The following is a 25,773-nucleotide window of genomic DNA, read 5'->3' on the forward strand; positions in this document are numbered from 1 at the left end:
GGTCTCCGCGGTAAGGGCTGCGCGTCACACTGGTCTGTGTTCTGATGCGAGCGCCGCGCACGGAGTTACGCGGTGCCGGTGTAACCCGGCCGGTGCCCGCGCATCCAACGGGGAGCGGGTCGGCGGGTCGGCGCGCCGACCCGTGGCCCCCAGCGAGACCGGAGCACGCGATGACCACCCCGCACCCGACCCCGGCCCGAACGCTCCAGTGCATGGAGATCTGGGGCGGGAGCCGGGCGGCGGAGCGGTCCATCTCGACCCCCGGGTTGGACGTGTGGGTGTACAGCCGGCCGCACGATCGGGCGACCCACGGCGGGGACGTGTACTACGCCTCGCTGTGCGGCGGCGGGTCCATCACCCGGCTCATCCTCGCGGACATCTGCGGCCACGGGGCGTCCGTCGCCGACCTGGCGCACTCGCTCCGCGGGCTGATGCGGCGGAACATCAACCGCCGGAACCAGGCGCGGCTCGTGGGGGCGCTGAACCGCGAGTTCGGCGAGTTGGCAAAGATGAACCGGTTCGCCACCGCGGTCGTCGCCACCTACCTCACCGACGACGACACGCTGACGGTGTCCAACGCCGGGCACCCGCGCCCGCTCTGGCGCAGGGCCGCGACCGGGGCGTGGTCGGTGCTCAAGCCCGACGGTCCCGCGTCCGCCGCGCTCGAGGACCTGCCCCTCGGGATCGTCGCCGAGATGGCGTACACGCGGCACGAAATCGTTCTCCAGCCCGGCGACCTGTTCCTCCTGTACACGGACGCGCTGACCGAGGGGGAGAGCCCCGATGGCGTTCAACTCGGAGAGGAGGGGCTGCTCGCCCTCGTCGCGGCACTCGATACCACCGACCCGACGACCGTCCCGGACGCGCTCGTGGCCGCGCTGGACGCCTTCCGCGGCGGGCGTGCGGTTGACGACGACGCGACGTTCATTCTCATGCACCACAACGCCGCACCGGGCCGCCGCCCGGGGTTCCGCGAGAACCTGACCATCTACGCGAAGATGCTAGGGCTGAAGTCGGTGTAGCACCCCCGCACCTCAATAGACGGCGCGAATGGACCGTCCGTCGAGTCGCGCTCGCGCCGGGGTGCGGTCGATTCCGCGCCGGTAGCGGGCCTGTAACCGGCGCGGGCCGCCAGACATCAGAGGGTGTAGCCGCGGCCCGATCTGGGACGCCAACACTGCTGGGAGCGACCACCGAATGTCCGCTGAACAGACCCCGCACGCCGCCCACACCGTCGCGGGTCGGGCGGCCCGGCCCGCGGCTACGGTCGCATGGGCGGCCCAGGTCATAGTGGCCGCGGTCCTGGCGCAGACACTGTTCTTCAAGTTCACCTACCCGCCGGAAACGCAGTACATCTTCGAGGGCCGCGGCGGCCGCCCGGCCGCGACCCTGATCGGGCTCGCGGAACTCGCGTGCGTCGCGCTGCTGCTGGTCCCGCGCACGGCCGCGGTCGGCGCGGTGCTGGCGCTGGCCGTCATCAGCGGGGCGATCTTCACGCACCTCACCGCCCTCGGCATCGAGGTGAAGGACCCGGCGACCGGCGAGGGGGACGGCGGGCTGCTGTTCGCGCTGGCGGTCACCGTCGCCGCCGGGTCACTCGTCGTGCTGGCCGTGCGCTGGAGGCAGTTGCCGTTGCTCGATCGTGTCCGGGGGCGGGGGTCCGTGGCGGCCTGACGGGCCGCGGGGCTACACCGCGTTCGCGAGGTGCGGCTCCAGAACGGTCTTGAGCGCCTGGCGGGCGCGGTGCAGGCGCGTCTTCACGGCACCGCTCTTTACCCCGAGCCGGGCGGCGGTTTCCTCCGTGCTCAGCCCTTCCAGGTCGCGGAACCGGATCACGTCGCGGTACGCCTCCGGGAGTTGGTCCACACCCTCGCGGACGCGGGTGCAGGTCTCGGCCTGCGACACCGCACTGTCGCACCCCGGTGCGCTCGTGGCGGTGCCCTCCTCCAGCGGAACGAGACGCGACCGCTTGCGGCGGCGGAGATTCAGGAGGCAGGCGTTCACCGTGATCCGGTGCAGCCAGGTGCTCAGTTTGGCCGCCCCCTCGAACGCGGCCATCGCCCGGAACGCGGCCACGAACGCGTCCTGGACCGCCTCGGCCGCGTCTTCGGTGTCGCCGAAGAACCGCCGGGCCGCGGCCGTCATCGCGCCGGAGTGGGTGCGGAACAACTGATCGTACGCGGCGCTGTCGCCGGCCCGCAGGCGGACGATCAACGCGGCTTCGTCGAACGCGGACATGCTCGGCTCCTGGTGGGGTCACCGGGGCCATAGCGAGGGCCGTGCCGGGGGGCGAACCGGCCGGCGGGAGGCGACGGAAGCGCTTACGGCGCGGCGGGTTCGCGTCGCGAATTCGGGCGGCCGCGGTGCCCGCCCCTTGCCCCGCCGCGCTGCGGACGCCCACGACCCGTCGTGGCACCCACGACATGTCGTGGGCGGACGGCTACGACCCGCTGGTGTCGGGCCGCGCGATGTCGAGCTTCTTCATGCGGCTGCGGAGCGTGTTCGGGTGCAGGCCGAGTACCTTCGCGGCACCGTTCGGGCCTTCGATCACCCACCCCGCCTGGTTCAGAACACCGAGGATGTGACCCCTCTCGACGTCGGCAAGGCGCGTGCCGCCCGGGACCGAGGGGTCCGAGTCGGCGAGCGGGGCCGCGACCGGCAGCACCTCGGGGTCGATCTCCAGGTCCGGGCCGTCCGAGAGGATCACCGCGCGCTCGATCACGTTCTCGAGTTCGCGGATGTTCCCGGGCCACCGGTACGCGGTCAGCAGGGCGAGCGTGTCCGGGCTAACGCGCTCGACCCGCGCGCCGAGGCGGCCGGCGAACCGGGCCAGGAAGAACCGCACCAGGAGTGGGATGTCGCCGGGCCGCTCGCGGAGCGGCGGGAGCCGGACCGGGAACACGTTCAACCGGTAGAACAGGTCCCCGCGGAACGTCCCCGCCGCGGCCATCTCCGCGAGGGCGCGGTTGGTCGCGGCGATCACCCGCACGTCCACCTTCACCGGCACCGTTCCGCCGACCCGCTCGAACTCGCGCTCCTGGAGCACGCGGAGCAACTTGGCCTGCGTCTCGGGCGGCAACTCGCCGACCTCGTCCAGGAACAGCGTGCCGCCATCGGCCAGCTCGAACCGCCCCGGCTTGCGCGCGACCGCGCCGGTGAACGCCCCCTTCTCGTGGCCGAACAGTTCGCTCTCCACCAGGCCCGCCGGGAGCGCGGCGCAGTTCAGCTTGATGAGCGGCTTCCCCCTCCGCGGGCCGGCCGAGTGGATCGCCCGCGCGACGAGTTCCTTGCCGGTCCCGGTCTCGCCGGTGATGAGCACGGTGGCGTCGGTCGCGGCGACCCGGGCGACGCGCTGCAGCACCGCCACGAGCGCGGGGCTCTGCCCCACGATCTCGTCGAAGTTGTGCGCCGACTTGATCTCCTCCTGGAGGTAGACGTTCTGCTGCAGGAGCCGCGCCCGCTCGCGCTCCAGCAGCACGCTCTCGGTGACGTCGATGAACATCGTGCGCGTGAACGCGCCGCCGGGGTCGGGCCGCGACCACCACCTGACCCAGATGGGCCGGCCGTCGTCCCTGCGGCGGAGTTCGAGCACCACGCCGCCCGGGTCGGTGCCGGTGCCGATCGACGCGAACGCCTCCCTCACCCGCCGCTGCGCGTCCGGGGTGTCCGGCACCAGCGACGTCCCGACCGTGCCGGCGACCTCCCCGGGCGTGAGCCCGAGGACCCGCAGCGCCGTGCGGTTGGCGCTGATGAACCGCGATTGCAGGTCCTCGTGGACGTACGCGATCGGCGCCTCCTCGAACAGGTCGCGGAACCGGGCCTCGCTCTCGCGGAGCATCCGGTCCGTGCGGAGCCGGTCGAGTTCGGCCGCGGCGCGGGCGGCGAAGATCTGGAACGTGTACAGGAGCCGCGGCTCCGCGGGCATCGGCCGGGTGTCGAACACTGCGAGGTGCCCGAGCACGTCCCCGGTCGCGTCGCGGAGCGGGACCCCGAGGTAGCTCTCCACGTCCGCGGACCCGGGGTCGGTCGGGAACTTGTGCCGCACGCCCATCGGGTGGTGGCAGGTGTTCCCGTTCAGCACGTCCTCGCACGGGGTGCCGGACAGGTCCCACTCGTCGTTGGGCAGCACCGCCCCGGCCCTCCAGAGGGCCAGCGTGCGGACGCGGGTCTTCACCCCGGCGAACTCGGCGACGAACGCGTTCGGCACGCCGGTCGCGGCGCTCAGGTTCCGCACGAGCGAGCGGAAGAACGCTTCGCCGGTGTGCCGGGCGGTGCCCTCGACGATGGCGCGCAGCGCGGCGAGTTCGGCGCGGTCCGCGGGTTCAACGGGGTCTGGCATCGGTCCCCTGCGTGTAACCGGGTCGGGGCTGGCGGCATCGTATCCGTACGCGCGGTACGCTGCGACACCCCGCACCGTTCGGAGGCGATGCCGTGATCGAACCCGCCCGCCCGCCCGAGCCCGGGGCCGTTCGCCCGCTCGTGGGGCTGCTGCGCCAACTGTCCGACCTGATCGAGTCGCTGACCGACGAGCAGTACGCGCGGGCACCGGTCGGGGCCGTGGAGAGCGGCATCGGCGGGCACGTGCGGCACAACCTGGACCACGTCGCGGCGCTGCTCCGCGGGCTCCCGGGCGGCGCGGTGTGCTACGACCACCGGGACCGCGGCACCGCCGTCGAGCGGGACCGTGCCGCGGCCCTGGGCGAGATCCTGCGGCTCGAGCGCGAACTGGCGGCGTTCCCGTGGGCGGACGTTCCCGGAACCGTGACGCTCTCGGCCCTGGTCGCGCCCGACCTTCCGCCGGTCGTCGCCGCGACCAGCGCGGAGCGGGAGGTGGCGTTCGTCGCCGGCCACACGGTCCACCACAACGCCCTCATCCGCGTTATGTTGAAGGTGATCGGTGCCGCCGCGGCCGCCGACTTCGGGTACGCCCCTTCGACGATCGCCGACAGGCGGAGGCGCACGTGTGTACGCTGAGCATCGTCCCGCTCACCGCTGATGTGGTGCGGGTCGAGTTCAACCGGGACGAGTCGCCGACCCGTGCGGCCGGGCTGCCCCCACGGGTCCGGCGGTTCGGGAGCCGGGCCGCGGTGCTGCCGCTCGACCCGCCGTCCGGGGGCACCTGGCTGGCGGTGAACGACGCCGGGTTGGTTCTCGCGCTGCTGAACGTGAACCCGTCGCCCCCGGCCGCCGGGCCGGCCGCGCGGAGCCGGGGCGAGGTGATCCCCGCGCTCCTCCACTGCGACTCGCCGGCCGCGGCCCTCGCCGCCCTCGAACAGTCGCTGGGGTACGGCGACTTCGCCCCGTTCCGGCTGGTCGTGCTGGGGTGCGGCGTCCTGGCCGACGTACGGTGGGACGGGCGCGACCCGATGGTCGCCTCGCACCTGCTCGGCACGTCCCCGCACATGTACACGTCGTCGGGCCTCGGCGACGCGCTGGCGGACGCGCCCCGCCGGGCGCTGTTCGACGAGTTGTTCTCCGCGCCGCCGGCGCAGTGGGACCGGGCACAGGACTGGTTCCACCGCTCCCGCTGGCCCGGGCGCGAGCACCTGAGCGTGAACCTGGTCCGGGCCGGCGCCCGCACCGTGAGCCGCTCCGTGATCGACCTCCGCGCCGGGGTGGCGACGTTCACCTACCACCCCGGCGCACCCGACGCGCCGTCGGACGCCGTGGCCCTCGCGCTCCCGCTCGCGGTGGAGTGCCCGTAATGACGCTCGGACTCCCGTTCGACCCGGCAATGGCGGCCCCGCTTGCGGTGTTCCTCGGGATCGTGTTCGCCACGTTCGTGTCGGAAGACCTGACGTGCGTCGCGGTCGGGCTGCTGCTCGGCACCGGCCAGGTGACCTGGCCGGTGGGCCTCGGCGGCTGCTTCGTGGGCATCGTCGCCGGGGACTTCGGGGTGTGGGCGGTCGGCCGGACCGCCGGGAGCGGGGCGCTCCGGTGGCGGTGGACGCGCCGGCTCCTGCCCGCGGGGCGGTTGGCCGAGGTCGAGGGGTTGCTGTGCCGGCACGGCGGGCGCGCGGCGGTGGTGTCGCGGTTCCTGCCGGGCACTCGGGTGCCGCTGTTCCTCGCCGCCGGCATTCTGGGTGCCTGCTGGTACCGGTTACTCGGGTGGGCGCTCGTCGCGGCGCTCGTCTGGACCCCGGTCCTGGTGGTGACGGTCGCGCTGCTGGGCGACGCCGTCGTCGGGCCGCTCGTGCGGGCGTCGCGGGTCGGCTGGGTTCTGCTCCCGGCGGTCGTCGCGGCGGTGTTCTTCGGCCTGCGGGTGCTCCCGAAGTTCGGCACGCCCGTCGGGCGCGCGGCGCTGGCGGCCGGCGTCTCGAAACTGTGGCGGTGGGAGTTCTGGCCGGCGTGGGCGTTCTACCTGCCGGCCGTGCCGTGGTACGCGTGGCTCTCGGTCCGGTACCGCGGGCCGACCGTGTGGACCGCGGCCAACCCCGGCATCCCGGCGGGCGGCGTGGTCGGCGAGTCGAAGGCCGACATCCTGGCGCGGCTGCCCCGGGAGTGGACCGTGCCCACGCTCCTGATCCCGGCGGGCGACACCGGCCCGCGGGTGCGATCGGCCCTTGCGGCGGTCGCCGAGCGCGGGTGGGCGTACCCGCTCGTTCTCAAGCCAGACGCGGGGCAGCGCGGCGCGGGCGTGAAGATGTGTCGCGACGCGGCCGCGGTTGAAAAGTACCTGCGCGCGAACCCGGACCCGGTGATCGCGCAGCCGCACCACCCGGGGCCGTTCGAGGCCGGCGTCTTCTACTACCGGGTGCCGGGGGAAGCGACCGGGCACATCTTCTCGGTCACCGACAAGGTGTTCCCGGTGCTGGTCGGGGACGGCCGGTCCACGGTCGAAGAGCTGATCTGGGCGCACCCTCGGTACCGGATGCAAGCGGTCACGTTCCTGACCCGCCACGCGAACGAAGCGACCCGCGTGCTCGCCGGCGGCGAGCGGTTCCCGCTGGCGCTGGCCGGGAACCACTGCCAGGGTACGCTGTTCCGCGACGGCGCGCACCTCGTCACGCCCGAACTCGAGCGAACGATCGACGCGATCGCGAGGTCGTTCGAGGGGTTCCACATTGGCCGGTTCGACGTGCGGTTTTCGAGCGAGGAGGAGTTCCGTGCGGGCCGCGGGTTCGCGGTCATCGAACTGAACGGCGCGACCTCGGAATCGACCAACCTGTACGACCCGTCGTGGCCGCTGTGGCGCGCCTACCGGACGCTGTTCGCGCAGTTGGCGATCCTGTTCCGCATCGGGCGCGAGAACCAGCGCCGCGGGCACCGCCCGACCCCCCTCCGCGACGTGCTGGCACTGGTCCGTGCGCACTACCGCGACCGGGTGGCCGACCCGCTCGCCGACTGACCGCCTTCGGGCGTCGAGCCGTGCGGTTCGGGTCGCGGTTTCCCTGTAACCCGCCGGCCCGCGGCGGCATCAACACCCCTGCCTCGCGGGCGTGGTGCCCGCCGCGGCCCCGTGACGAGGAGACCTGCCGATGACGACCCCGTTCCCGTTCACCGCCGCCCGCGTGGCCGTCGCTGCGGCGCTCGTGGCGGCGACCCTCGCGGGCTGCACGGCGGCCGCCCCGCTCCCGGGGCAGCCGCAACCGAAGGCCGCGCCCGGCCCGAAGGTCGGCGAGGAAGCGAAGGACTTCGAGCTGACTGCGATCGGCGGCGAAACGGTCAAGCTGTCGAAGCTGACGGACGCCGGGCCGGTGGTGCTCGTGGTGCTCCGCGGGTACCCCGGGTACCAGTGCCCGCTCTGTACCGCGCAGGTCGGCGGACTGCTGGGCAAGGCGGACGAGTTCAAGAAGGCCGGGACGCAGGTGGTGCTGGTCTACCCCGGCCCGGCCGACAAGCTGAAGGAGAAGGCCGCCGAGTTCGTGAAGGGCAAGGACTACCCGGCACACTTCACGTTGGTGACCGACCCGGACTACGCGTTCACGAACGCGTACGGTCTGCGGTGGGACGCCAGGAGCGAGACGGCGTACCCGTCGACGTTCGCGCTCGACTCGAAGCGCAAGGTCACATTCGCCAAGGTGAGTACGACTCACGGCGACCGGTCGAAGGTGGACGACGTGCTGAAGGCGGTCGGCGCGCGGTAGCGGCGGTCCGGTGCGTTGTTGACTTCGTACCAAAGCGGCTCGCCGACACTACCAAATCAACGGAGTGCTTGCACCCGCACCCACTCGAGCGGGCGGGGCCGCGGGGGTGCGTGCGTGGCTCATCAGGCCGGCTCGGCCGGCCCTCCCGCCCCGGCCAACGCTCCGACTTGTGGCGCTCGTAGCCCCGCACCCGGAGGTGCTCGCGCGTCAGGCAGTCGTGGTTCCGTGCGCCGGGGTCGGTCCGGCGGGAGCACCCCACGGGCGGCCCGGGCGCCTTGCACGTTCCGCGGCACGCCTTCGGCCGGGTCGAGTCCCGCGACGGCCAACGACTTCCCGGCGGCGGTCTTGCGGGCCACCCCGGCCGTGAGTTGGCCGAACCCGTGGACCGCCGGGCGGCGTCTTCCAGCAACCGGGGAGGTACGGACAGTCCGCGGCTCGGGCGACTCACTACCGACGGGGCCGGCGACCGGGCAACTCGCTCCCGGCCAGCGGCGGTCCTGACCGTGGTACTGCCTGAACTCAGCCGCCCCGAAATTCGCTGCCGAGGGAGACGCACGCGGCCGGGAGTGAACCCTTCTACGGGACGTGCCGTTCTGACCCACGAGATTCGGCACCACTTACCCCACGACGGGACGGGCACCGGCCGTGCCCGCCTCGACCGCGAACGCCGCCCGGAGCGCCGCCGGCACGCCGGGGCGGGTGACGTCCGCGACCACCATGAAGTCGCTCCTCCACTCCTTCGGCGTGACCGTGCAGCGGACGTAGCCGCGCTGCCGGTTGTGGAAGCGCACGCACGGGTTCTTCGCGGCGAGCGCGTCGAGGTCCTTCGGCTTGTCCAGCCCGTTCCCGCCGCTGGTGACGCTCGTCCCCACGAACTCGGTGGCGACGACGGGGGTCTCCGGCTTCCGGTCGTCCACGCGGAGGTCGCTCACCCAGTTCGAGTGGATGTCGCCGGTCAGCACGACGGGGTTGGGCACGCGCCGCTCGGCGAGGAACCGCACGAGCGCCATCCGCTCGCTGGCGTACCCCGGCCACTGGTCCATCGAGTACCGCTTGTCGTCGCCCGCCGACCGGTCCACCATTCCCATCATGACCTGCTGCGCGAGCACGTTCCACGTGGCGGTCGACTTCAGCAGCGCCCCCTTCAGCCAGCCGGCCTGGTGCGCCCCGAGCATGGTGTTCTTCGGGCTCAGCGCGTCGTCGTTGATGTCGCCCGGCTTCGTCCCGTTGGGCTGCCGGGTGCGGTACTGTCGCGTGTCGAGCACCTGGAACGACGCGAGCCGGCCGAAGCCCTGCGTGCGGTACAGCTTCATGTCCGGCCCGCGGGGCACCGAGCGCTTCCGCAGGGGCATCATCTCGTAATACGCCTGGTAGGCCGCGGCGCGCATCTCGAGCACCTCCGCGGGGTCCGCGCCCGCGCGCTCGGAGGCGGCGGAGGCGTAGTTGTTCTCCACCTCGTGGTCGTCCCACGTGACCACCCACGGGCACCGGGCGTGGGCGCGCTGGAGCAGCGGGTCGGACCGGTACAGCGCGTGCCGGCACCGGTAGTCGGCGAGGGTGAACAGTTTCCCCGTCGGGTGCTTGCGGAAGAACTTGTCCTTCCCCTCGCGCTCGTAGATGTAGTCGCCGAGGAAGAACACCAGGTCGAGGTCGTCCTTCGCCATCTGCTCGTAGGCGGTGAACAGGCCGTACTCGTAGTGCTGGCAGGAGGCGAACGCGAACCGCAACTTCTCCGGGGCGGCCGCCGGGGCCGGGGCCGTGCGGGCGCGCCCGACCGCACTGGTCGCGTCCCCGGCGAGGAAGCGGTAGAAGTACCAGCGGTCCGGCTTCAGGCCGTCCACCTCGACGTGAACCGAGTGCCCGAGTTGCGGGGTCGCGACCGCGGCCCCGGAGGCGATCCGCGTCTTGAACTGCTCGTCGTCGGCGAGTTCCCACCGCACCTCGACCGCCTCCGGCGGCATGCCGCCGTCCGGCTGGAGCGGCTTGGGTGCCAGCCGGGTCCAGATCACGAAGCCCTCCGGCAGCGGGTCGCCGGACGCGACCCCGAGCGTGAACGGGTCGGCCGGGAACGCGACCTTCGGGGCGGTCGCGGAGCCGTGCTGCGCGTGCGAGACGAGCGCCGAGAGGGTCGCGCCGGAGGCCAGGAAGAGTCTCCGGCTCAGGCCGCCCTCGCGGCGAACGGCGGCGCGGAAGTCGGCAGCGGTCGGCATCGGTGTCGCGCTCTCGTGTGGGAACGTGTGGGAACCGGGCGGCGGCCCGGTTCGCGGGGATCGGTTACTTCTTCGCCGGTGGGGCGACCGCGGCGAGTTCGAGGGTGAAGCGGTTCTGCGGGGACTCGTTCCGCTGCTTCCGCACCGGCGAGTAGTCGACCACCTCGACCGTCTTCTTGTCCGCCTTGAACTCGAGCAGCCGCAGCCACCCGTCGCCGCCCTTCGGCCGCATCTGGAAGTTCACCAGCACCTGCGGGACCGCCCGGCCCCCCGGGGTCGCTGTCGTCACGCGGCCGAGGCCGTCGACCAGGACGTGCCCGTTGAGCGTCAGGACGAAGTTCTCGTGCTTCGAGACGAGCCGGTCCCACAGTTCCTCGCCGTCCGACACGTCGTCGGCCGTGGCCTTCGCGACCGGGTAGGCGTGCGGGTTCCAGCGCTGCTCGGTGCCGAACTTCTTCCAGTTGTACCGCGTGTCGTCGTGGAAGATCAGCGCGTGGGTGATGAGGATCGTCTCGCGCGTTGCGTGCTGTCGGGCGACCGCGTTGGCCCAGCGGAGGACGTCGGCGCGCGGCCCGAACTCCAGCGCCAGGACCAGGAAGTCCCGGCCGCCAGCGGTGAACAGGTGGAAGCTGTTCTCCATCCGGTCCGGTTCCTTGTCGTAGGTCCCCCCGAACGTCGGCCGGGACTTGAACAGCTTCACCGGCAGGTGCTCGTTGAGGAGCGTCGTGCGGTCCTTGCAGAGCCCGCCCTCGCTGTAGTCGTGGTTGCCGGGGCAGAAGGCGTAGGGGACGCCGCCCTCGTCCAGCGCGGCCAGCGCCCCGGCCGCGGTCCGCCACTCGGCCGCCGTGTTCCGGTTCGTCACGTCGCCCAGGTGAAGGGCGAACGCGATGTTCCGGCTCTTCCGCTCCTTCGCGATCCAGTCCGTCTGTGCGAGGAACGTGGCCGGGTACTTCTCGCTGTAGTGCTGCGTGTCGGGGAGGACCGCGACGGTGAACGAGCCGGCCGCGGGCGCGGGCGGCTCGCCGTCGATCAGCCTGGCGTCCGCGTAGGGGTCCGGTGCGTCGCCCCGGGCGAGGGCGGCACCGAGCGGTGCGAGCGGTGCGAGCGCGGCCCGTGTGAGGAAGGCCCGGCGATCCGTCTCGAACATGTCTCGTCCATCGGTTAGGTGTGCGCGGTCCAGGACACCGGGCGCGCCGCTCACTGCGGGCCGCTCCCGGACCCGAGCGCGTGGTGGCGGGCGATCTCCTCGGGCGCGAGGGCGTGGTCGTACACCGCGACCTCGTCGATCGCGCCCACGAACGGGCGGCCGCTGAACGTGTTCCCGTCCTGGCTCGCGTGCAGCGCGCCGAGGACGATCCGGCACCGCGGGAACGGGCCGTCGTCGCTGGGCGCGCCGAGCCCGGCCAGTTCACCGTTGACGTACAGTTCGAGGCGGGGGCCCGACTGCCGCAGCACGAGGTGCTGCCACGAGTACGGCAGGTACTGGCCGGGGGCGAACAGGTTCACGCCGCGGCCCTTGCCCGCCGGGAGGCGGTGCAGCGCCCGGACGGTACGAGAGGGGTGGCGGTACGGCGACGGCTGGCCGGTCAGTTCGAGCAGCAGTCCGTGCCGGTCGGACGCGGTGTTGTTCCCGCCCTCCGCCGCGACCATGCCCAGCACCGAGGCCTGCCGCACCAGGCGCGGCATCGCCCAGCACTCGACCGTGTACTCGCGGCCGCGCGGGGCCCACGCCCCTTCCGTGATCGCGCCGTGCAGCACCTCCTCGGTCGGGTGCGGGAGCGAGAGGCCGCGGTTCCCGTCGGCGCGCTCGCCGAGGGCCGCGTCGCCGACGATGCGCAGGGGCGGCCCCCCCGCGACCTCGTTGCCGACCGCCCGGTCCGCGGCGGACTCGAACCGCCAGTACGCGGCGGGCCGGGCGGCGAGGACCGTCTGGGCGTAGGTCGGGGACAGCGGGAGCGGCGACGCGATCACCGGGATCGCGCCGATGAACCGCCCCTCGGGCTGGGGCGCGGCGAGCGGCTGGAGGGTGCCGTCGGCGACCAGCGCCGCCTGGCCGCCGAACAGCGCTTCCGTGCGGATCGTTCGTCCGCTCCGGTTCAGGAGGCACACGTTGGTCCGGCCATCGGCGACCGCGACCGACGCGGTCCCGGCCCCGTCCACGGTTAGCGCGAACTCGGCCGCCGAGCTGAACTCGGTTCGGTTCGCCGCCACGACGAACCCGTGCGCCTCGGCCGGCGAGTTGATCCGGAACTTCCCGCTGCGGCAGTACACCCGGTCCAGCGACTGGAGTTCGAACCGGGCCGGCCCTTCCATGTGAACGGTGACGCCGTTGAACAGCGCGAGGGTCACGCTGCCCGTGCGGAGCGCGAGGACGCCCGGCCCGACGACGGCGCGCTCGGCCGGGCCGTCGCCCTCCCACACGGCGTTGCCGAGGTGGGCGACCACCGCGATCCGGTCCGCGGGTCCGGTCGCCCGGCCGCCGGTCAGGAGCGCCACGGCCGCGATTACCGTTGCCGCGACCGCGGCGGCGACCGCGGCCCACCGGGTCCGCTTGCGGGCGGGCCGCGGCCGCGGCTCCAGTTCCATCCGGGCGATCCTGGCGGCGACCGCGTCCCCGAGGGCCGCGGGCGGGGGCTCCGCGCTCCACCCGAGTTCGTCCTCCAACCGCAGCCAGCGCGGGGCACCGGCCCGCACGACCTGGAGCATCCCCAGGAGCCGCACCTGCTCGGCGGCGGCGGCCCGGAAGGTCGGGTCGCGGCCGAGCCGCGCGAGCAGCGCGGCCCGGCGGTCGTCGGGGACCGGCGCGCCGAGCCAGGCCGCCACCAGTTCGGCGAGATCGTGCTCGTTCGCCTCGGGCGTCTCGGGCGTCACGAGGGCTCCTTCTGGAGACAGGTTCGGAGCAACTGGTTGGCCCGGTAGTGGAGGTTGTAGACGGCCGCGGTGCTGGTCCCCAGCTCGGCGGCCAGGGCCGCGGCCTTCGTGCCGGCGAGGCCCGCCCGGACGACCCGCCGCAGCCGCTCGGGCAGCCGCGCGACGCAGTGGAGGAGCCGCTCGATCACCTCGGTGCGGTCCTCGGCGGTGCTCCGGTCGAACTCGACCCCGACGGCCTGCGCCACCTCGCCCCGGAACCGGTCCAGGAGCGACTCCCGGCGCGACTCGGACCGGAAGTACATCAGCACCTCGTTCCGCGCGATCCCCCGGAGCCAGGCCGCGAAGCTGCCGTCGGGGCTGAACCGGTCGAGGTTCCGGTACGCGGTGATGAACACCTCCTGGGCGATGTCGTCCACGTCGTCGAGGCGGTACACCTGGCCGGCGAGGTAGCTCCGCAGCGGCAGGCCGAACGCGGCGACCAGCCGGTGGAACGCGTCGCGGTCGCCTTGGAGCACCGCGCGGACGATCGCCGCAACGTCACCGGGGTTCATGGCCGCTCACCTGCGTGGGCCAAAGTCCTAATCACGAGTATGCCGCCCGCGGCCGATTCTCTCGCGCGGACCGGGCGGCGGCCCGTGAAGTTTCGAGTCACCAATTCTACTCGGGGACTTCATGGCAGATTCGCCCCGCCGTGGCAGATACCTGCCGCACGAAGGCGCCGGGCGTACTCGTCCCGGTTGTGGGCGGCGGTGCCTTCGCGGAACGGGAGACGGCCAATGGTGCGGCGCACCGGCTTCACGCTGATCGAACTGCTCGTGGTGATCGCGATGATCGCCGTACTCATCGGGCTCCTGCTGCCGGCCGTTCAGAAGGTGCGGGAGGCGGCGGCGCGGATGAAGTGCCAGAACAACCTGAAGCAGCTCGCGCTGGGGATGCACAGTCACGAATCGGCGGTGCAGGCGTTCCCGTCCGGCGGCGACGGACCCGCGGACGGCGGCACGAACCTGAACCCGCCGAGCCTGTCCGTTCACGTCTTCCTGCTCCCGTACATCGAACAGGGGCCGCTCTACGCCGCGGCCGACCTGAAGATGAACTTCAGCGCGCAGGCGAACAAGCTCGTCGCGGTGAACACGGTTCCGGTCTACCAGTGCCCCACCGCGCTCTCCCGGGTGAGTCTCCTCACGTCGGAAGACACGCTCGTCGCCGCCGGCCAGCCGCGGGTGCGCCAGCAGACGACGAACTACTACGGGGTGATGGGGCCGAAGGGGGCCAAGCTCGGCGGCGGGACCTACCCCCCGGCGGCGTACGAGACGAACGACGCGTCGTTCCAGGGCGGCGCGTCCGCGCTCGGCGTGATGGGCTGGAACAAGCGGTGCCGCGTCGGCGAGATCACGGACGGCACCAGTTCCACGCTCGCGTTCGGCGAGTACGCGACCCGGACCGCGGCCGAGACGTCGGACACCAACGCGCAGCGCATGTGGGTGCGGGGGTGCGCGTTCGGCGTCTTCGGGGCCGCCTCGCGCGGGTGCGCCTCGACGAAGAACGTGGTCGCCGAGATCAACAGCCCGGCGGGCGAGTACAACTCGTCGGCGTTCAACTTCAACGACGTGAGCTTCGGGAGCCTCCACACGGGCGGCGCGAACTTCGCGTTCTGCGACGGCTCGGTCCGGTTCCTGGCGAACTCCACGCCGATCCTCGTCCTGAAGGCGATGGCCAGCCGCGCCGAGGGCGAAGTGGTCCCCGAGTGACGAACCGTCCCCTTCGCATTGACCCGAGGATTCACCGTGTCCCGACGAACAACCGCGTGGCTCGTTCCCGTAGCACTGGCCCTCGCCGGCTGCGGCGGCACCCCCGACCAGTACCCGGTGTCCGGGACGATCCGCATCGGGGACAAGCCCATCCCGGCGGGGTACGTGACCATCGAGGCGCTCGATTCGCCTTCCGCGACGCAGGGGTACGCCCCGATCCGCGACGGCCGGTTCGACACTCGGGACGGCGGGCAGGGGGCGGCCAGCGGACCGGTGGTGTTGCGGATCGACGGAAGAGGCGAGCCGAGCGAACGGTTCCCCCAGGGCGTCCCGGTGTGCCTGCGGTTCGAGGTCCGGGCCGAGTTGAAGCCGGGGCCGAACCAACTCGAACTGACCGTCCCCGAAAGCGCCCGCGTCCGGGAGCCCAGGGGCGGGTGGGGCGCGGCTCCGTGATGTGCAGCCGGCCCGGCCACAGGCCGAGGTGGTCGCCCGGTTCCACGCCGGTGCCGGGGCTACTCCGGGGGAACGGCTGTCCGGCCCGCTGCAGTCGCACGAGACGGCACGGGCACATGGCCCGCACAACCATGTGCGCCGGCCATGTGCCCGCCGGCGACCACGCTCGGCTCGTTCCCCTCCCCGGCTACCGCCCCAGGCCCGAGAGCGAGAACGCGGCCCACTTGAGCGGGTGGGTCGTGGTGCCCGTGGTCACCGGCCCCTCGTCCGCGGCACCCGGCACGACCTCGAACTTCCCCCGGAAGCCCGCCGCGAGGTCCCCGATCTTGCCGGGGTTGCGGTAGATCGTCAGTTGGGCCTGACGCAACGCCTCCAGGGGCGACAGGTTCTTTTCCCACAGGTTGCGGTAGAACTCGGCCATCACCGCCGCCGTGGGCTGGTCGGGAACCTTCCACAGCGACGCCACGACGTTGCTCGCGCCGGCGTAGTGGAACGCCCGCTGCAACCCGAACGTGCCCTGACCGCCCGCCACGTCGCCCAGGCCCGTCTCACACGCGCTGAGCACCGCGAGTTCCAGCCCGCTCAGGTCCAGATCGACCAGGGCCTCGCCGGTCACGATGCCGCGGCCCGGCGTCTTCGGGTTGTTCGCGCCGGCGAACACCAGCCCCGTCATCACCAGCGGGCTGTTCGCGGCCCTCCCGATGCGCTCGCCCCGCAGCGACTTCTCGAAGTCCTTCTCGTCGAGCTGGAACACGGACCGGAACGTCGGGTCGGAGAAGAACCCGTGCGTGGCGAAGTGGGCGTGCCCCGCCTTCGGCAGCGCAGCCAGCACCGCGGCGGGGGTCGCGGCGTCGCCCTCGATGCGGGTCACCGGGAACTTCTTGCGCACGGCGCCGGCGGTGACGCCGCTGACCTCCGCGACCGTGCCGGGCAGGAACCCCCAACCCGGCTGGGCGCCGGGCTTGAGCAGCGGGTCGCCGCGCGACGCAATGGCGTTCGGCACGGGTGAGGTGAGTTCCGCGTCGTACTTCACGCCGCCGACCGCGAGCACGGCCGCGGACGGGTTCCTCGGCGCGTCCTGCGGCCAGAGCTTGTCGAGCAGGAACGGGGCGTGCGGGATGGCCGCGATGGCGTACTCTTCGAGCAGGATCGTGCCGGGCTTGTCGCCGGGCAACGCGACCCACGGGACGCGGCACAGAGCCTCGTCCGGGCAGATGTACAGCGTCTTGACCCCCGCGGGGATCTCCTTCCGCACCTTGGCCCAGACGAGTTCGCGGACCTTCGCGGGGACGTCGGCGGGGATGTCCTTGCCCGAGGTGATGGCCCCACGCCACGCACCCACTGCCGCGTCGATCTGGGCGGCCGTCTCCAGATCGACCCACGCCAGCGTGTCCCCCGTCACGACGAACGCGACGTAGCGTGCGGTTCGCTTCTCGCCGGCCTTGCCGGGCTTGTCCTTGTCGTACTCGAAGAACGTGTAGCGGAGGAAGTCGACGACCGCGGCGTCGGCGGGGAGGGCCTTCTGAAGGTCGGCGACCGTGGCGGCGTTGAGCTTCTCGGTTCGGGCGGCCGCGGGCAGCCGCTGAGAAAGTGTCGCATCGAACGCGCGAATCTTCGCCTCCAGCACCTTCAGGTCGTCGGCGCGTTTGGTGAGGGTGCCGGGGTCCTTGGTCGCGGGCGCGAGGAGCAACTCGGCGCGACGGCGACGGGCGTCGGTCAGTTCCGCGAGTTGCAGGGCGAGTGCCGGGTCGGTCGCGGCCGCGCGGGCCCGGAGTTGACGCTGCTCGAAGATGCGGGCGATTGCCCCCTTCTCGAGCCACACGTCGGGGTACACCGTCGATGCCGGTGATCCCTGTCCCCGTGCGTTCGAGAGAAGCGCTGAGAGCGCGGTCTCCCTCGAAGAAATCAACGTTAACGTCTCCCCTTCGGACTTTTGGCATGCGTAGGTCGCGACGAGTCGTCGGGTGATCCCCAAACTCTCGCGGAGAAGGCCTTCCGCCTCCGCCCACCTCCCCCGGGAGTTGTGCAGTGACGCCAGGTTGACCAGACTGGTGGCCACGAGGGGGTGGTCGCTCTTGTACAAACGCTTGCACATTGCGAGCGAATCCTGGTGGAACTTTTCCGCCTCTGCCCACTTCCCCCGGGAGTTGTGCAGTGACGCCAAGTTGCCCAGAGTGGAGGCCACGAGGAGGTGGTCTCCCTTGTGCAAGCGCTTGCACATCGCGAGCGAATCCTGGTAGAGCAACTCCGCCTCTGCCAACTTCTCCTGATCACTGAGCAGTGCCCCCAGGTTGCACAGGCTGGCGGCCACTTCGGGGTGGTCGCCCTTGAACAGACGTTTGTTCATGTCGAGTGCTTCTTTGTAGAGCAACTCCGCCTCTGCCAACTTCTCCTGATCACTGAGCAGTGCCCCCAGGTTGCACAGGCTGGCGGCTAACAGGGGGTGGTCGCCCTTGAACAGACGCTTGCACATCCCGAGTGCGTCCCTGAGGAGCGGCTCCGCCTCCGCCGACTTCCCTTGGTCATTTAGCAGTTTCGCCAAATTATTCAGGTCGCCCGCTACGTCAGGGTGGTCGCCCTTGAACAGACGCTTCCGCATCGCGAGAGCGTCCTTGTAAAACGGCTCCGCCTCCGCCCACTTCCCCTGAACATTGTGGTGCACTCCGAGGTTGATCATACTATCGGCCACGTCAGGGTGGTCGCCCTTGAATAGACGCTTGTGCATCGCGAGTGCGTCCGTGAGGAGTTGCTCCGCCTCCGCTACTTTTCCCTGAACTTGGAGCAGCACCCCCAGCCGTTGCAGGCTGGCTGCCACTTGGGGGTGGTCGCCCTTGAACAGACGCTCGTGCATCGCGAGTGCGTCCCTGAGGAGCGGCTCCGCCTCCGCCAGCTTTCCCTGAACCTGGAACAGTACCCCCAGGTCGTTCAGGTTGGCGGCCACTTGGGGGTGGTCGCCCTTGAAGAGACGTTTTTGCATCTCAAGTGCCTCCTTGTAGAGAGGCTCCGCCTCCGCTGGTTTCCCCTGAGCATTGTGCAGTGCCGCCAGGTTATTCATGATGCTGACCACTTGGGGGTGGTCGCCCTTGAACAGACGCTTGTGCATCGCAAGTGCGTCCCTGAGGAGTGGCGCCGCCTCCGCCAGCTTTGCCTGAACCTGGAGCAGCACCCCCAGGTCGTTCAGACTGGCGGCCACTTGGGGGTGGTCGCCCTTGAAGAGACGTTGTCGCATCTCAAGCGCCTCCTTGTAGAGAGGCTCCGCCTCCGCTGGTTTCCCCTGACCGTGAAGCACGATACCCAGGTTGTTCAGGCTGGCGGCGAGGTTGGTGTGTCCATCGGGGAAATCGGCCTTTGGATATCCACGGCGTGTGATCGCGAGCGCATCCTGAAATGCCTTCGTGCCCTCCGCGACCTGGCCCGCCTGGTGCGCCTTGAAACCCGCTTTGCTCAACTCGGCCACCTTGGCAATCAGAGCCTTGCGTTCCTCGGGCGTGAGCTTCTTGGGTGGGTCGTCGGCGTTCGCGGGGGCGCACAGCAGCACGCACGCGGTGGCGCAGAGCAGGAACATCACGAGGCGATTCATGGGCGCTCACTTTCTGCCCGTGCGGGCGAAACTCACGGCGGACTGGAATGCGGCCTTCCCCTCAAGCGAGTTCCGCAACTGACCCTGCCAGCGGGCGAACGGGTCGTCCTGGGCGACTTTCTCGAACGTCCTCAGCCGGTTCGGGTCGTCGCACTCGGTGTAGTCGTCGAACCACACGGCCGAGCCCTCCCCGCTCGCGGGCAGCGGCAACTCGGGGAGCGTTTCGAACCACTTCCGCACCTCGTCGTCGGGGGCGTCGAGCGGCGTCGCGCGGGCGAACAGCACCATCGTCGCCACGCCGGGCTTCGAGTTCGGGGCGCGATACGTCTCGCCCGCGGCCGGCAACCGCAGCCGGACGGTGGGCACTTCTTTCGCGGGCCGACTGCCCCACCCCTTCTCGGGGTTCCACGGGTACACCGGCGTCACGTCGTGCTCGGGGTCCACCCACAGCAGGTACAGGTACGCCGCCGGTTCCACGCGGCCCTCGATCACGAACTTGTCCTGCGGACGCAGCGGCAGCGCCCCCGGCTCGGTCAACCGCACCAGTCGCGTCCCGCGTTCCACCTTCACGTCCACGCTGCCACGGTACCGGACCGGCGGGACCGGGGGCGGGACGGGCGTGAGAGCAGGACCGACCGGTGAGTCCTTGTCGACAGCGACCGGCTGCGTACCCGGACGGGTGAGCACCCAGATCGCGACGACCAGTGCGAGTGCGGCAACCCCAATCCCCGCGACGATCCCCATTCGTCGAGGCTTGCCGGTCGCGGTCGGCGGGGGCGTCGGGAACAGTGCGGTCGCGCGCTGAGAATCGGACGGCAGCGGAGAGGCGAGTTCTTCCGCTACCGCAGTCGCTGTCGCGGGGCGATCAACGGGGTTCTTCGCAAGCAACCGCATGATGAGGTCCGACAGCACCGCCGGCACCGATAGGTTCACCTCGTGTGGCGGTTGCGGGTGGTGTTCCGCGACCGCACGCAGCACCGCGGTCAGCGTCGGGCCCTGAAACGGCCGCGTGCCGGTCGCCGCCTGGTAGAGCGTCACGCCCAGGCTGAACAGGTCGGCCCGCCCGTCCACGGGCAACCCGTTGGCTTGCTCGGGGGCAAGATAGCCGGGTGTCCCCAGGACGGACCCCTCGAGGGTCATGCCATCAACGCCGTCGACCGAGCGTGCCAGTCCGAAGTCGAGGACCAGGAGTCGCCCGTGGGGCGCTTCGAGCCAGAGGTTCGCGGGCTTGATGTCGCGGTGGACGAGGCCGGCCTTGTGCGCCGCGGCGAGCCCCAGCGCCGCTTCCCGACCGAGCCGGGCGACCTCGCCGGGCGGCAACGGGCCGTTCGCTCGCGCGAGCCGATCGGCGAGCGATTCGCCTTCGAGCAGCGGCATGACGAGGAACGGGGCACCGTCCCGCTCGCCGACGTGGTAGACGGGAACGATGTGGTCGTGCCGGACGGCGGCCGCGGCGCGGGCCTCGCGGAGGAACCGCTCTCGCGAGTGGGCGTCGGCGGCGAGTTGCGGCCTCATCTCCTTGACGGCGACCCGGCGGCCGAGCTTCGCGTCGTGCGCCTCGAGAACCCGACCCATTCCGCCCTCGCCGATCACCCGCACCACCGTGAGACCCCCGAACGTGGGCGCGGGGGTGCGGCCGTCGCTGAGCGTGCCTCCGGCACCGATCCCGTCGGTGCCGGCGGTGTGAGTTTGCGCGAGTTGCTCGGCGGCGCGGACGGCAGCGATGCGGCCGCGGAGTTCGGGGAGGAGTTGGGGAGTGTCCTTGCACAACTCTTCCGGCGTCACGGGGTCACCGCTCGCATGCCTTCGCTGCCAATCGGCGAGGGCGTCGCTGACATCGTCGTGGGGCATGGCGTACGAGTGCTCGGGCCGTGGTGCCGGAGAGGGGACGCGATGGTGAGGGTAAACGAAGTGCGCCTGGAAAGCCAGACGCCGACGCCCGCTGGAGTTGGTGGGGCACTCGGGTCCCCCGGTCGCGTTCCCCGTGACCGGGTCCGTGACCCGGGCCGAGTGGGTGCCGGCCGTCGCCGGCGGGGTCATCGGAACGCGACCACGAGGGCCCCGGCGTCACACCTCGGACACCACGCCGGTGCTCACCCCGAACGCCTTCGCCTCGATGCCCGTCTGGTGCAGCACCCGGACGTACAGGTTCGAGAGGAGCGTGTTGTTCTTCCGGTCGAACGCGACGTGCCCGGCGTGCCTGAACCCGCCCCCGGCGAGCAGCACCGGGAGGTTGGTGTTGTCGTGCGACGACGAGTTGCCCAGGTTGCTCGCGTACACGACCGCGGTCCGGCCCAGGAGCGTGTCGCCCCCCTCGGTGCCGGCCTTCATCTTGTCGAGGAACTCGCCGAACACCTTCAGCTCGGCCTCCTCGATGAGCGCGAGCTGTTCGAGCTTGGTCGGCTCCTGGCCGTGGTGCGAGGCGTCGTGGTGCGGGAGCGTGACCCCCTCGATCTCGGGCCGCTCCTGCGACCCCAGGTGCAGCGACACCACGCGGGTCGAGTCGGTCGCCAGCGCGAGCCGCACCAGCTCGAACCACTGGCGGCTCCGCTGGAGCAGCTGCGGGCCGCCGAAGTCCTGGACCGGGGCCGCGGGCTTCACCTCGGGCTTGGGCGCCTTGACCCACGTCTCGTCCTGCTGCAGCCGCTGCTCGGCCTCGCGGACCGACGCCAGGTACTGTTCGAGCCGCACCCGGTCGGCCCCGCCGAGCTTCGTGTTGAGCGTGGCGACCTGCTCGCGGACCCCGTCGAGGATGCTCCGCCCGTCGCGGATGCGGCGCAGCTCGCGGGCCTCCTCGTCCGGCGTCCCGCGGACGAACAACTGCTTGAACACCTGCGTGGCCCGGGCCTGGGCCGGCACCCGCACCCCGCGGCGGTTCCAGGCCGCGTCGCCGCCGCCGAGCACCAGCGACGGGAACCGCGTGTGGCCGCCGACGTGCGCGGCGACCTCCTGGTCGAGCGAGACGCCGTTGCGGATCTCGTTGGGGCGGATGTTGTCGGGGTGGACCCCGGTGAACAGCCCGACCTCGGCGAAGTGCCCCGCGGGGTACCGGTGCGAGACCCCCGAGAACACGGTGAACTGGTCCCGGTGCGGCTCGAGCACCTTCAAGTACCGGCTCGGCTCGTAGTCCTTGCCCGCCTTCTCCGGGAAGAAGAACGGGGCGTACATCCCGAGCGGCCGGCCGACGAGCACCACCCGCCGCGGCGCGACCGCCCTCGCGTCGGCGGCCCGCACCCGGGCCGGCAGCATCGCGTCGAGGACCGGCAGCCCGATGGCGACGCCCGAGGCGCGGAGCAGGGTGCGGCGGTCGAGGGGCCTGAGCGGCATCGGGAACTCTCTCGGGGGAAGGCACGAAATCCACCAGGTGGTCGGGCGACCCCCGGGCTACTTGTTCAGGAACGCCCGGCTCTGCACGACCTCGTGGACGAGGGTGCGGAACCCGTACTTCTTGTCGCGGACCGCGGCCACGATCCGTTCGATGACTTCGCGGTCGGCGAACTGGACGTCGGCCCCGGTCGCGTACACGAGCAACTTCTCGGCGAGGTTCCGGGCCACCTGGTCCTTGTCGGCGAGCAGCAGCGCCTTGTACCCGTCGATGTTGGCGAACTTCTTGCCGTCGTGCGTCTCGCCGGTGGGGTCCACGTCCGGCCCGCGGAAGACCGGGCGGCCCGTGTACCCCGGCAGGGCCACCGCCCCCTTCGGGGTGCGGGTGCTCGCCCGGTAGAACGCGCGCCACCCGCCGATCGGGTCGAAGCTCTCCAGCGCGAACCCCGGCGGGTCGATGTGGACGTGGCACGCCGCGCACGCCGCGACGTTGCGGTGCTTGTCGAGTTGCTGGCGCACCGTCGTGGCCCCGCGGATGTCCGGCTCGATGCTCGGGACGTCCGGCGGGGGCGGGGCCGGCGGCCGGCCGACGATCTTGTGCAGCACCCAGGTGCCCCGGAGCACCGGCGAGGTGCGGGTGCCGTCGGCCGTCACCTTCAGCACGCTCGCGTGGGTCAGCACCCCGCCCCGGTGGCTCCCCGGCGGCAGTGCGACCTTGCGGAAGTCGTTCCCGGAGACCCCGGGGATGCCGTAGTGCCTGGCGAGCCGCTCGTTCAGCATGGTCCAGTCGGAATCGATGAACTCCAGCAGGCTCCGGTCGTGCTTGAGGACCTCGTCGAAGAACAGCGTGGTCTCGCGGGGCATCGCCCAGAGCAGGGTGCCGTCGAAGTCGGCGTACAGGTGCGGGTCCGGGATGGTCGCGGCGATCCTGCGGAGGTCGAGCCACTGGCCCACGAAGTTCTCGGTGAACCGCTGCGCCTTCGGGTCGGCGAGCATCCGCTCGACTTGCGCCCGCAGCACCGCCGGTTTCGTGAGCTCGCCCTTCTTCGCGAGGGCGAGCAACTCGTCGTCGGGGAGCGTGGACCACAGGAAGTAGGAGAGCCGGGCCGCGACCGCGTAGTCGTCGAGCGCCGGGCCGGTCGCGGTCGGCTCCGCGAGGAGCAGGAAGTGCGGCGAGGCGAGGACCGACTTGTACCCGTAGGTCATCGCGTCGAGGAACGATTCGCCCTTGTCGAGCCGGTCGTGGACCCGGGCCACGAACGGCTTCGCGACGTCCTCGGGCACCGGCCGCCGGAACGCCCGCGGCAGGAACCCGCGGATCAACCGCTCGGCGTCCTCCTTCGGCTTCGCGGACGCGGGCACGAGCGGGTCGCCGGCCCACGCGGCCTCGCTCCGGTTCGGTGCGATCTTCGGCGGGGCCTTCCCCTCGCTCTCGGCCTTCGCCACCGAGCGCGGCTTCAGCGGCGCCCCGGCGAACAGGGTGTCGTAGCTCTTCGGGGGCCACGCACCGACCGGCCCCTCGATCTTGACCCACTCGACGAGCAGCCCGGGGCCGGTGTGCTCCTCGATCGGCTTCTTGGTCGCCCGGATGTCCCAGCTCGTGAGGAGGTTCACCACGAACGCCTCGCGGCGCTCCAGGTCGACCTCCAGTTCGATGACGGTCGGCTTACCGGGCTTCACGTCGCGCATCTCGCGCAGCACCGGGTCCTCGCGGCCCTGCCCGACGAGCATGAACGCGGCCGGCACCGACTTGTTGTCGACCCCGACCGCGGCGACCGACACCTGCACCTTGTACCGCCCGGCGGTCGGCACCGATGCGGTCTGGAACAAGCCGTACCGCGGGAGCTTGCTATAGATGACGAGCGCGTCGTCCTTGAGGTAGCAGGTGCGGGTTAGCGCCTGCTTGAAGTTCGGCCCCTTCTCGGTCACTTCCTTCCCGGTGCGCCGGTCGGCGAACGGGACCGGCGGGTGCGGCGGGACGACCGAGCGGACGGCCCGGTCGGCGGCTTCGAGGTACAGCAGTTGGTGCGTGGCCGACACGTCGAGCACCGCCCCGACGTTGTCGAACCCGGCGGCCGAGTTGTCCTCGGGGAGCAACTCCTTGAGCCGCACGCCGGTACCGAGGAGGTCGCGGACCGTGTTCTCGTACTCGGTGCCGTTGAGCCGCCGCACGGCGACCCGGCCGAGTTTCTCCTGCCGCGCCAGCGAGGCCGCGTGGAGTTCGGTGCGGAGCCAGGCGGTCGCCGCGTCGAGGTCGGCCTTCGCGGGCCGCTCGCGCTTCTTCGGCGGCATCTCGCCGGACGCGATCTTGTCGTACACCGCGGTCCAGGTGGCGGCCGTTCGCGGGTCGCCGAGGTCGGGGGCGAGGTCGTCGAGCCGGAGCCTCGCCTTCTGCACGTCGGGGCCGTGGCAGTCGACGCAGTGCGCGTCGAGGAACGGCCTGACCGCGGCCGCGAACGCGGGGTCGGCGGCCCGTGCGCCCGGGGGGGCGAGGACGAGCGCGGCGGCGAGCGGGACGAGGGTGGCTCGGATCATGGGTGGGGGCGGTCGGCCGGAGCGGGTGCGGAACAGGTGCCCCACTTTAACCCCGCCGGTCGGCCGGCGTGTCGAACTTTTCTGAGAATCGGTGCCCCCGTTCGCACACGCCGCCGGAGGGCGTCAGGGGCGCCCGGGCCGCCCCATCTGCTTCAACACCCTCGTTCCCGGCGCGACCGCCTCGTGGGTCGTGTCGCGGCCCCCAAAGGCGGGGCGGTCCGGTTGCTCGCGGGGACTGGAGATTCGATCGGACACGTGCCGGTGGCCCGATCGGGGGGCGGGGCGTCCCGTTCTGCCAGGGCGCCCTCGCCCGGTCAGGTTGAGGGCGTCGTGCCGGCACCAGGGCACCGGCCGGCCACCCGCGGTCATCGACCAACACGGGCGGTCAAGTACCGGCCGGTGCGTCCCGTCGCCGGGACGGGAGCGAGGACCGCTGGTCCCGCCCGCACCGTCACCGGCGCTCGTCCTCCTGGGCGATGCGGACCGCGGCGATGGCCCGGGCCAGGGCCTCGACCGCGGCCGGGTCGGTCGCCCGGGCCACCGCGATCTGCAGGTCCATCGCCAGGCGGGTCCGCTCGCCCGGGACGAGCGCAGGCCCGATGCCCTCCAGCACCCCGCCCAGCACCGCTTCGCGAGCACCCGAGCCGGTACACGCCAGGGCGGCGACGACCGCCCGCACCGCGGCAGCCCCGAGCGCGACCAGCACCTCGGACAGGGCGGCCCGACGGGCGGGGGTCCGGGTTCGGAGCAGTGCGGCGACGACCGCCCCGACCACCGCGTCCACTGCGGGCCGCGGGTAGTCGACCGCGATCCCGGGGACGCGCGCCCGCCGCCACTCCGGGGACCCGGCCACGAGCCGGTCGATCAGGTCCTTCAGGGCGGCCGCGGTCGTGGGGTCGGGGCCGGGCGGCGGGGCCGGGCGGGGCGGTCGGCGCGTCGGCCGGCCCGTCCACGGCCCGCAGATC

At 71.9% G+C, this 25,773-nt stretch carries 18 protein-coding genes and 1 pseudogene; 8 read left to right on the forward strand and 11 right to left on the reverse strand.

Annotated elements, in window-relative coordinates:
• The first annotated feature begins 170 nt into the window (after window positions 1–170).
• Both ACTIGN_RS23110 and ACTIGN_RS23115 read left to right on the forward strand, forming a co-directional pair.
• A complete protein-coding gene (locus ACTIGN_RS23110) occupies window positions 171–1,022 on the forward strand; it encodes a PP2C family protein-serine/threonine phosphatase (protein ID WP_439628254.1) in 852 nt (283 codons plus the stop codon).
• 175 nt (window positions 1,023–1,197) lie between these two features.
• Window positions 1,198–1,674, forward strand: coding sequence for a DoxX family protein (locus ACTIGN_RS23115; protein WP_439628256.1), 477 nt, complete (start codon window positions 1,198–1,200; stop codon window positions 1,672–1,674).
• A 12-nt stretch (window positions 1,675–1,686) separates the two neighbouring features.
• Here the strand turns inward: ACTIGN_RS23115 and ACTIGN_RS23120 are convergent, their stop codons facing one another.
• Window positions 1,687–2,238, reverse strand: coding sequence for an RNA polymerase sigma factor (locus ACTIGN_RS23120; RefSeq protein ID WP_439628258.1), 552 nt, complete (start codon window positions 2,236–2,238; stop codon window positions 1,687–1,689).
• Window positions 2,239–2,440: 202 nt separating this feature from the next.
• The gene (locus tag ACTIGN_RS23125; RefSeq protein ID WP_439628260.1) at window positions 2,441–4,339 is read right to left on the reverse strand and encodes a sigma 54-interacting transcriptional regulator; all 1,899 of its coding nucleotides are present in this window, start codon (window positions 4,337–4,339) and stop codon (window positions 2,441–2,443) included.
• Window positions 4,340–4,431: 92 nt separating this feature from the next.
• Here ACTIGN_RS23125 and ACTIGN_RS23130 point away from each other — a divergent pair, with 92 nt between their 5' ends.
• The 4 genes from ACTIGN_RS23130 (at window position 4,432) to ACTIGN_RS23145 (ending at window position 8,087) form a co-directional block, all read left to right on the forward strand.
• A complete protein-coding gene (locus tag ACTIGN_RS23130) occupies window positions 4,432–4,974 on the forward strand; it encodes a DinB family protein (protein ID WP_439628262.1) in 543 nt (180 codons plus the stop codon).
• Window positions 4,962–5,705, forward strand: coding sequence for an NRDE family protein (locus tag ACTIGN_RS23135; RefSeq protein WP_439628264.1), 744 nt, complete (start codon window positions 4,962–4,964; stop codon window positions 5,703–5,705). The genes ACTIGN_RS23130 and ACTIGN_RS23135 overlap by 13 nt, the downstream gene beginning before the upstream one ends.
• Window positions 5,705–7,348 carry a VTT domain-containing protein gene (locus ACTIGN_RS23140; RefSeq protein WP_439628266.1) on the forward strand — a complete coding sequence of 548 codons (1,644 nt, stop codon included), beginning with the start codon at window positions 5,705–5,707 and terminating at the stop codon, window positions 7,346–7,348. Before ACTIGN_RS23135 ends, ACTIGN_RS23140 begins: the two co-directional genes overlap by 1 nt.
• 130 nt (window positions 7,349–7,478) lie before the next feature.
• A complete protein-coding gene (locus ACTIGN_RS23145; RefSeq protein ID WP_439628268.1) occupies window positions 7,479–8,087 on the forward strand; it encodes a peroxiredoxin family protein in 609 nt (202 codons plus the stop codon).
• A 617-nt stretch (window positions 8,088–8,704) separates the two neighbouring features.
• Here ACTIGN_RS23145 and ACTIGN_RS23150 read toward each other — a convergent pair.
• From ACTIGN_RS23150 to ACTIGN_RS23165, 4 genes are all read right to left on the reverse strand, one after another.
• The gene (locus tag ACTIGN_RS23150; RefSeq protein ID WP_439628270.1) at window positions 8,705–10,297 is read right to left on the reverse strand and encodes an alkaline phosphatase D family protein; all 1,593 of its coding nucleotides are present in this window, start codon (window positions 10,295–10,297) and stop codon (window positions 8,705–8,707) included.
• A gap of 64 nt (window positions 10,298–10,361) precedes the next feature.
• Window positions 10,362–11,444 carry a metallophosphoesterase gene (locus ACTIGN_RS23155; protein WP_439628272.1) on the reverse strand — a complete coding sequence of 361 codons (1,083 nt, stop codon included), beginning with the start codon at window positions 11,442–11,444 and terminating at the stop codon, window positions 10,362–10,364.
• A 50-nt stretch (window positions 11,445–11,494) separates the two neighbouring features.
• Window positions 11,495–13,168 (reverse strand): LamG-like jellyroll fold domain-containing protein, encoded by a 1,674-nt coding sequence (locus ACTIGN_RS23160; protein ID WP_439628274.1) that lies wholly within the window; start codon window positions 13,166–13,168, stop codon window positions 11,495–11,497.
• Window positions 13,165–13,719 (reverse strand): sigma-70 family RNA polymerase sigma factor, encoded by a 555-nt coding sequence (locus ACTIGN_RS23165; RefSeq protein WP_439628276.1) that lies wholly within the window; start codon window positions 13,717–13,719, stop codon window positions 13,165–13,167. The genes ACTIGN_RS23160 and ACTIGN_RS23165 overlap by 4 nt, the downstream gene beginning before the upstream one ends.
• 225 nt (window positions 13,720–13,944) lie before the next feature.
• On the opposite strand from ACTIGN_RS23165, the gene ACTIGN_RS23170 reads away from it, so the two are divergent.
• Together ACTIGN_RS23170 and ACTIGN_RS23175 are read left to right on the forward strand one after the other, a co-directional pair.
• Entirely contained in the window at window positions 13,945–14,916 is a 972-nt protein-coding gene (locus ACTIGN_RS23170) for a DUF1559 family PulG-like putative transporter (protein ID WP_439628278.1), read from the forward strand.
• A 36-nt stretch (window positions 14,917–14,952) separates the two neighbouring features.
• On the forward strand, window positions 14,953–15,369 hold the full coding sequence (locus tag ACTIGN_RS23175; RefSeq protein WP_439628280.1) for a hypothetical protein: 417 nt from the start codon (window positions 14,953–14,955) through the stop codon (window positions 15,367–15,369).
• A gap of 187 nt (window positions 15,370–15,556) precedes the next feature.
• Here the strand turns inward: ACTIGN_RS23175 and ACTIGN_RS23180 are convergent, their stop codons facing one another.
• From ACTIGN_RS23180 to ACTIGN_RS23200, 5 genes and pseudogenes are all read right to left on the reverse strand, one after another.
• Complete coding sequence (locus tag ACTIGN_RS23180) at window positions 15,557–18,949, reverse strand: tetratricopeptide repeat protein (protein ID WP_439628282.1); 3,393 nt, start codon at window positions 18,947–18,949, stop codon at window positions 15,557–15,559.
• Between the two features lie 6 nt (window positions 18,950–18,955).
• On the reverse strand, window positions 18,956–20,800 hold the full coding sequence (locus ACTIGN_RS23185; protein ID WP_439628284.1) for a serine/threonine-protein kinase: 1,845 nt from the start codon (window positions 20,798–20,800) through the stop codon (window positions 18,956–18,958).
• A gap of 216 nt (window positions 20,801–21,016) precedes the next feature.
• On the reverse strand, window positions 21,017–22,276 hold the full coding sequence (locus ACTIGN_RS23190; RefSeq protein ID WP_439628286.1) for a DUF1552 domain-containing protein: 1,260 nt from the start codon (window positions 22,274–22,276) through the stop codon (window positions 21,017–21,019).
• Window positions 22,277–22,333: 57 nt separating this feature from the next.
• Window positions 22,334–24,808, reverse strand: coding sequence for a DUF1592 domain-containing protein (locus ACTIGN_RS23195; protein ID WP_439628288.1), 2,475 nt, complete (start codon window positions 24,806–24,808; stop codon window positions 22,334–22,336).
• A gap of 451 nt (window positions 24,809–25,259) precedes the next feature.
• Window positions 25,260–25,773: pseudogene (locus ACTIGN_RS23200) on the reverse strand (hypothetical protein); the annotation flags it as partial.

The organism is Gemmata sp. (assembly GCF_051859125.1).
Classification (GTDB): domain Bacteria; phylum Planctomycetota; class Planctomycetia; order Gemmatales; family Gemmataceae; genus Gemmata.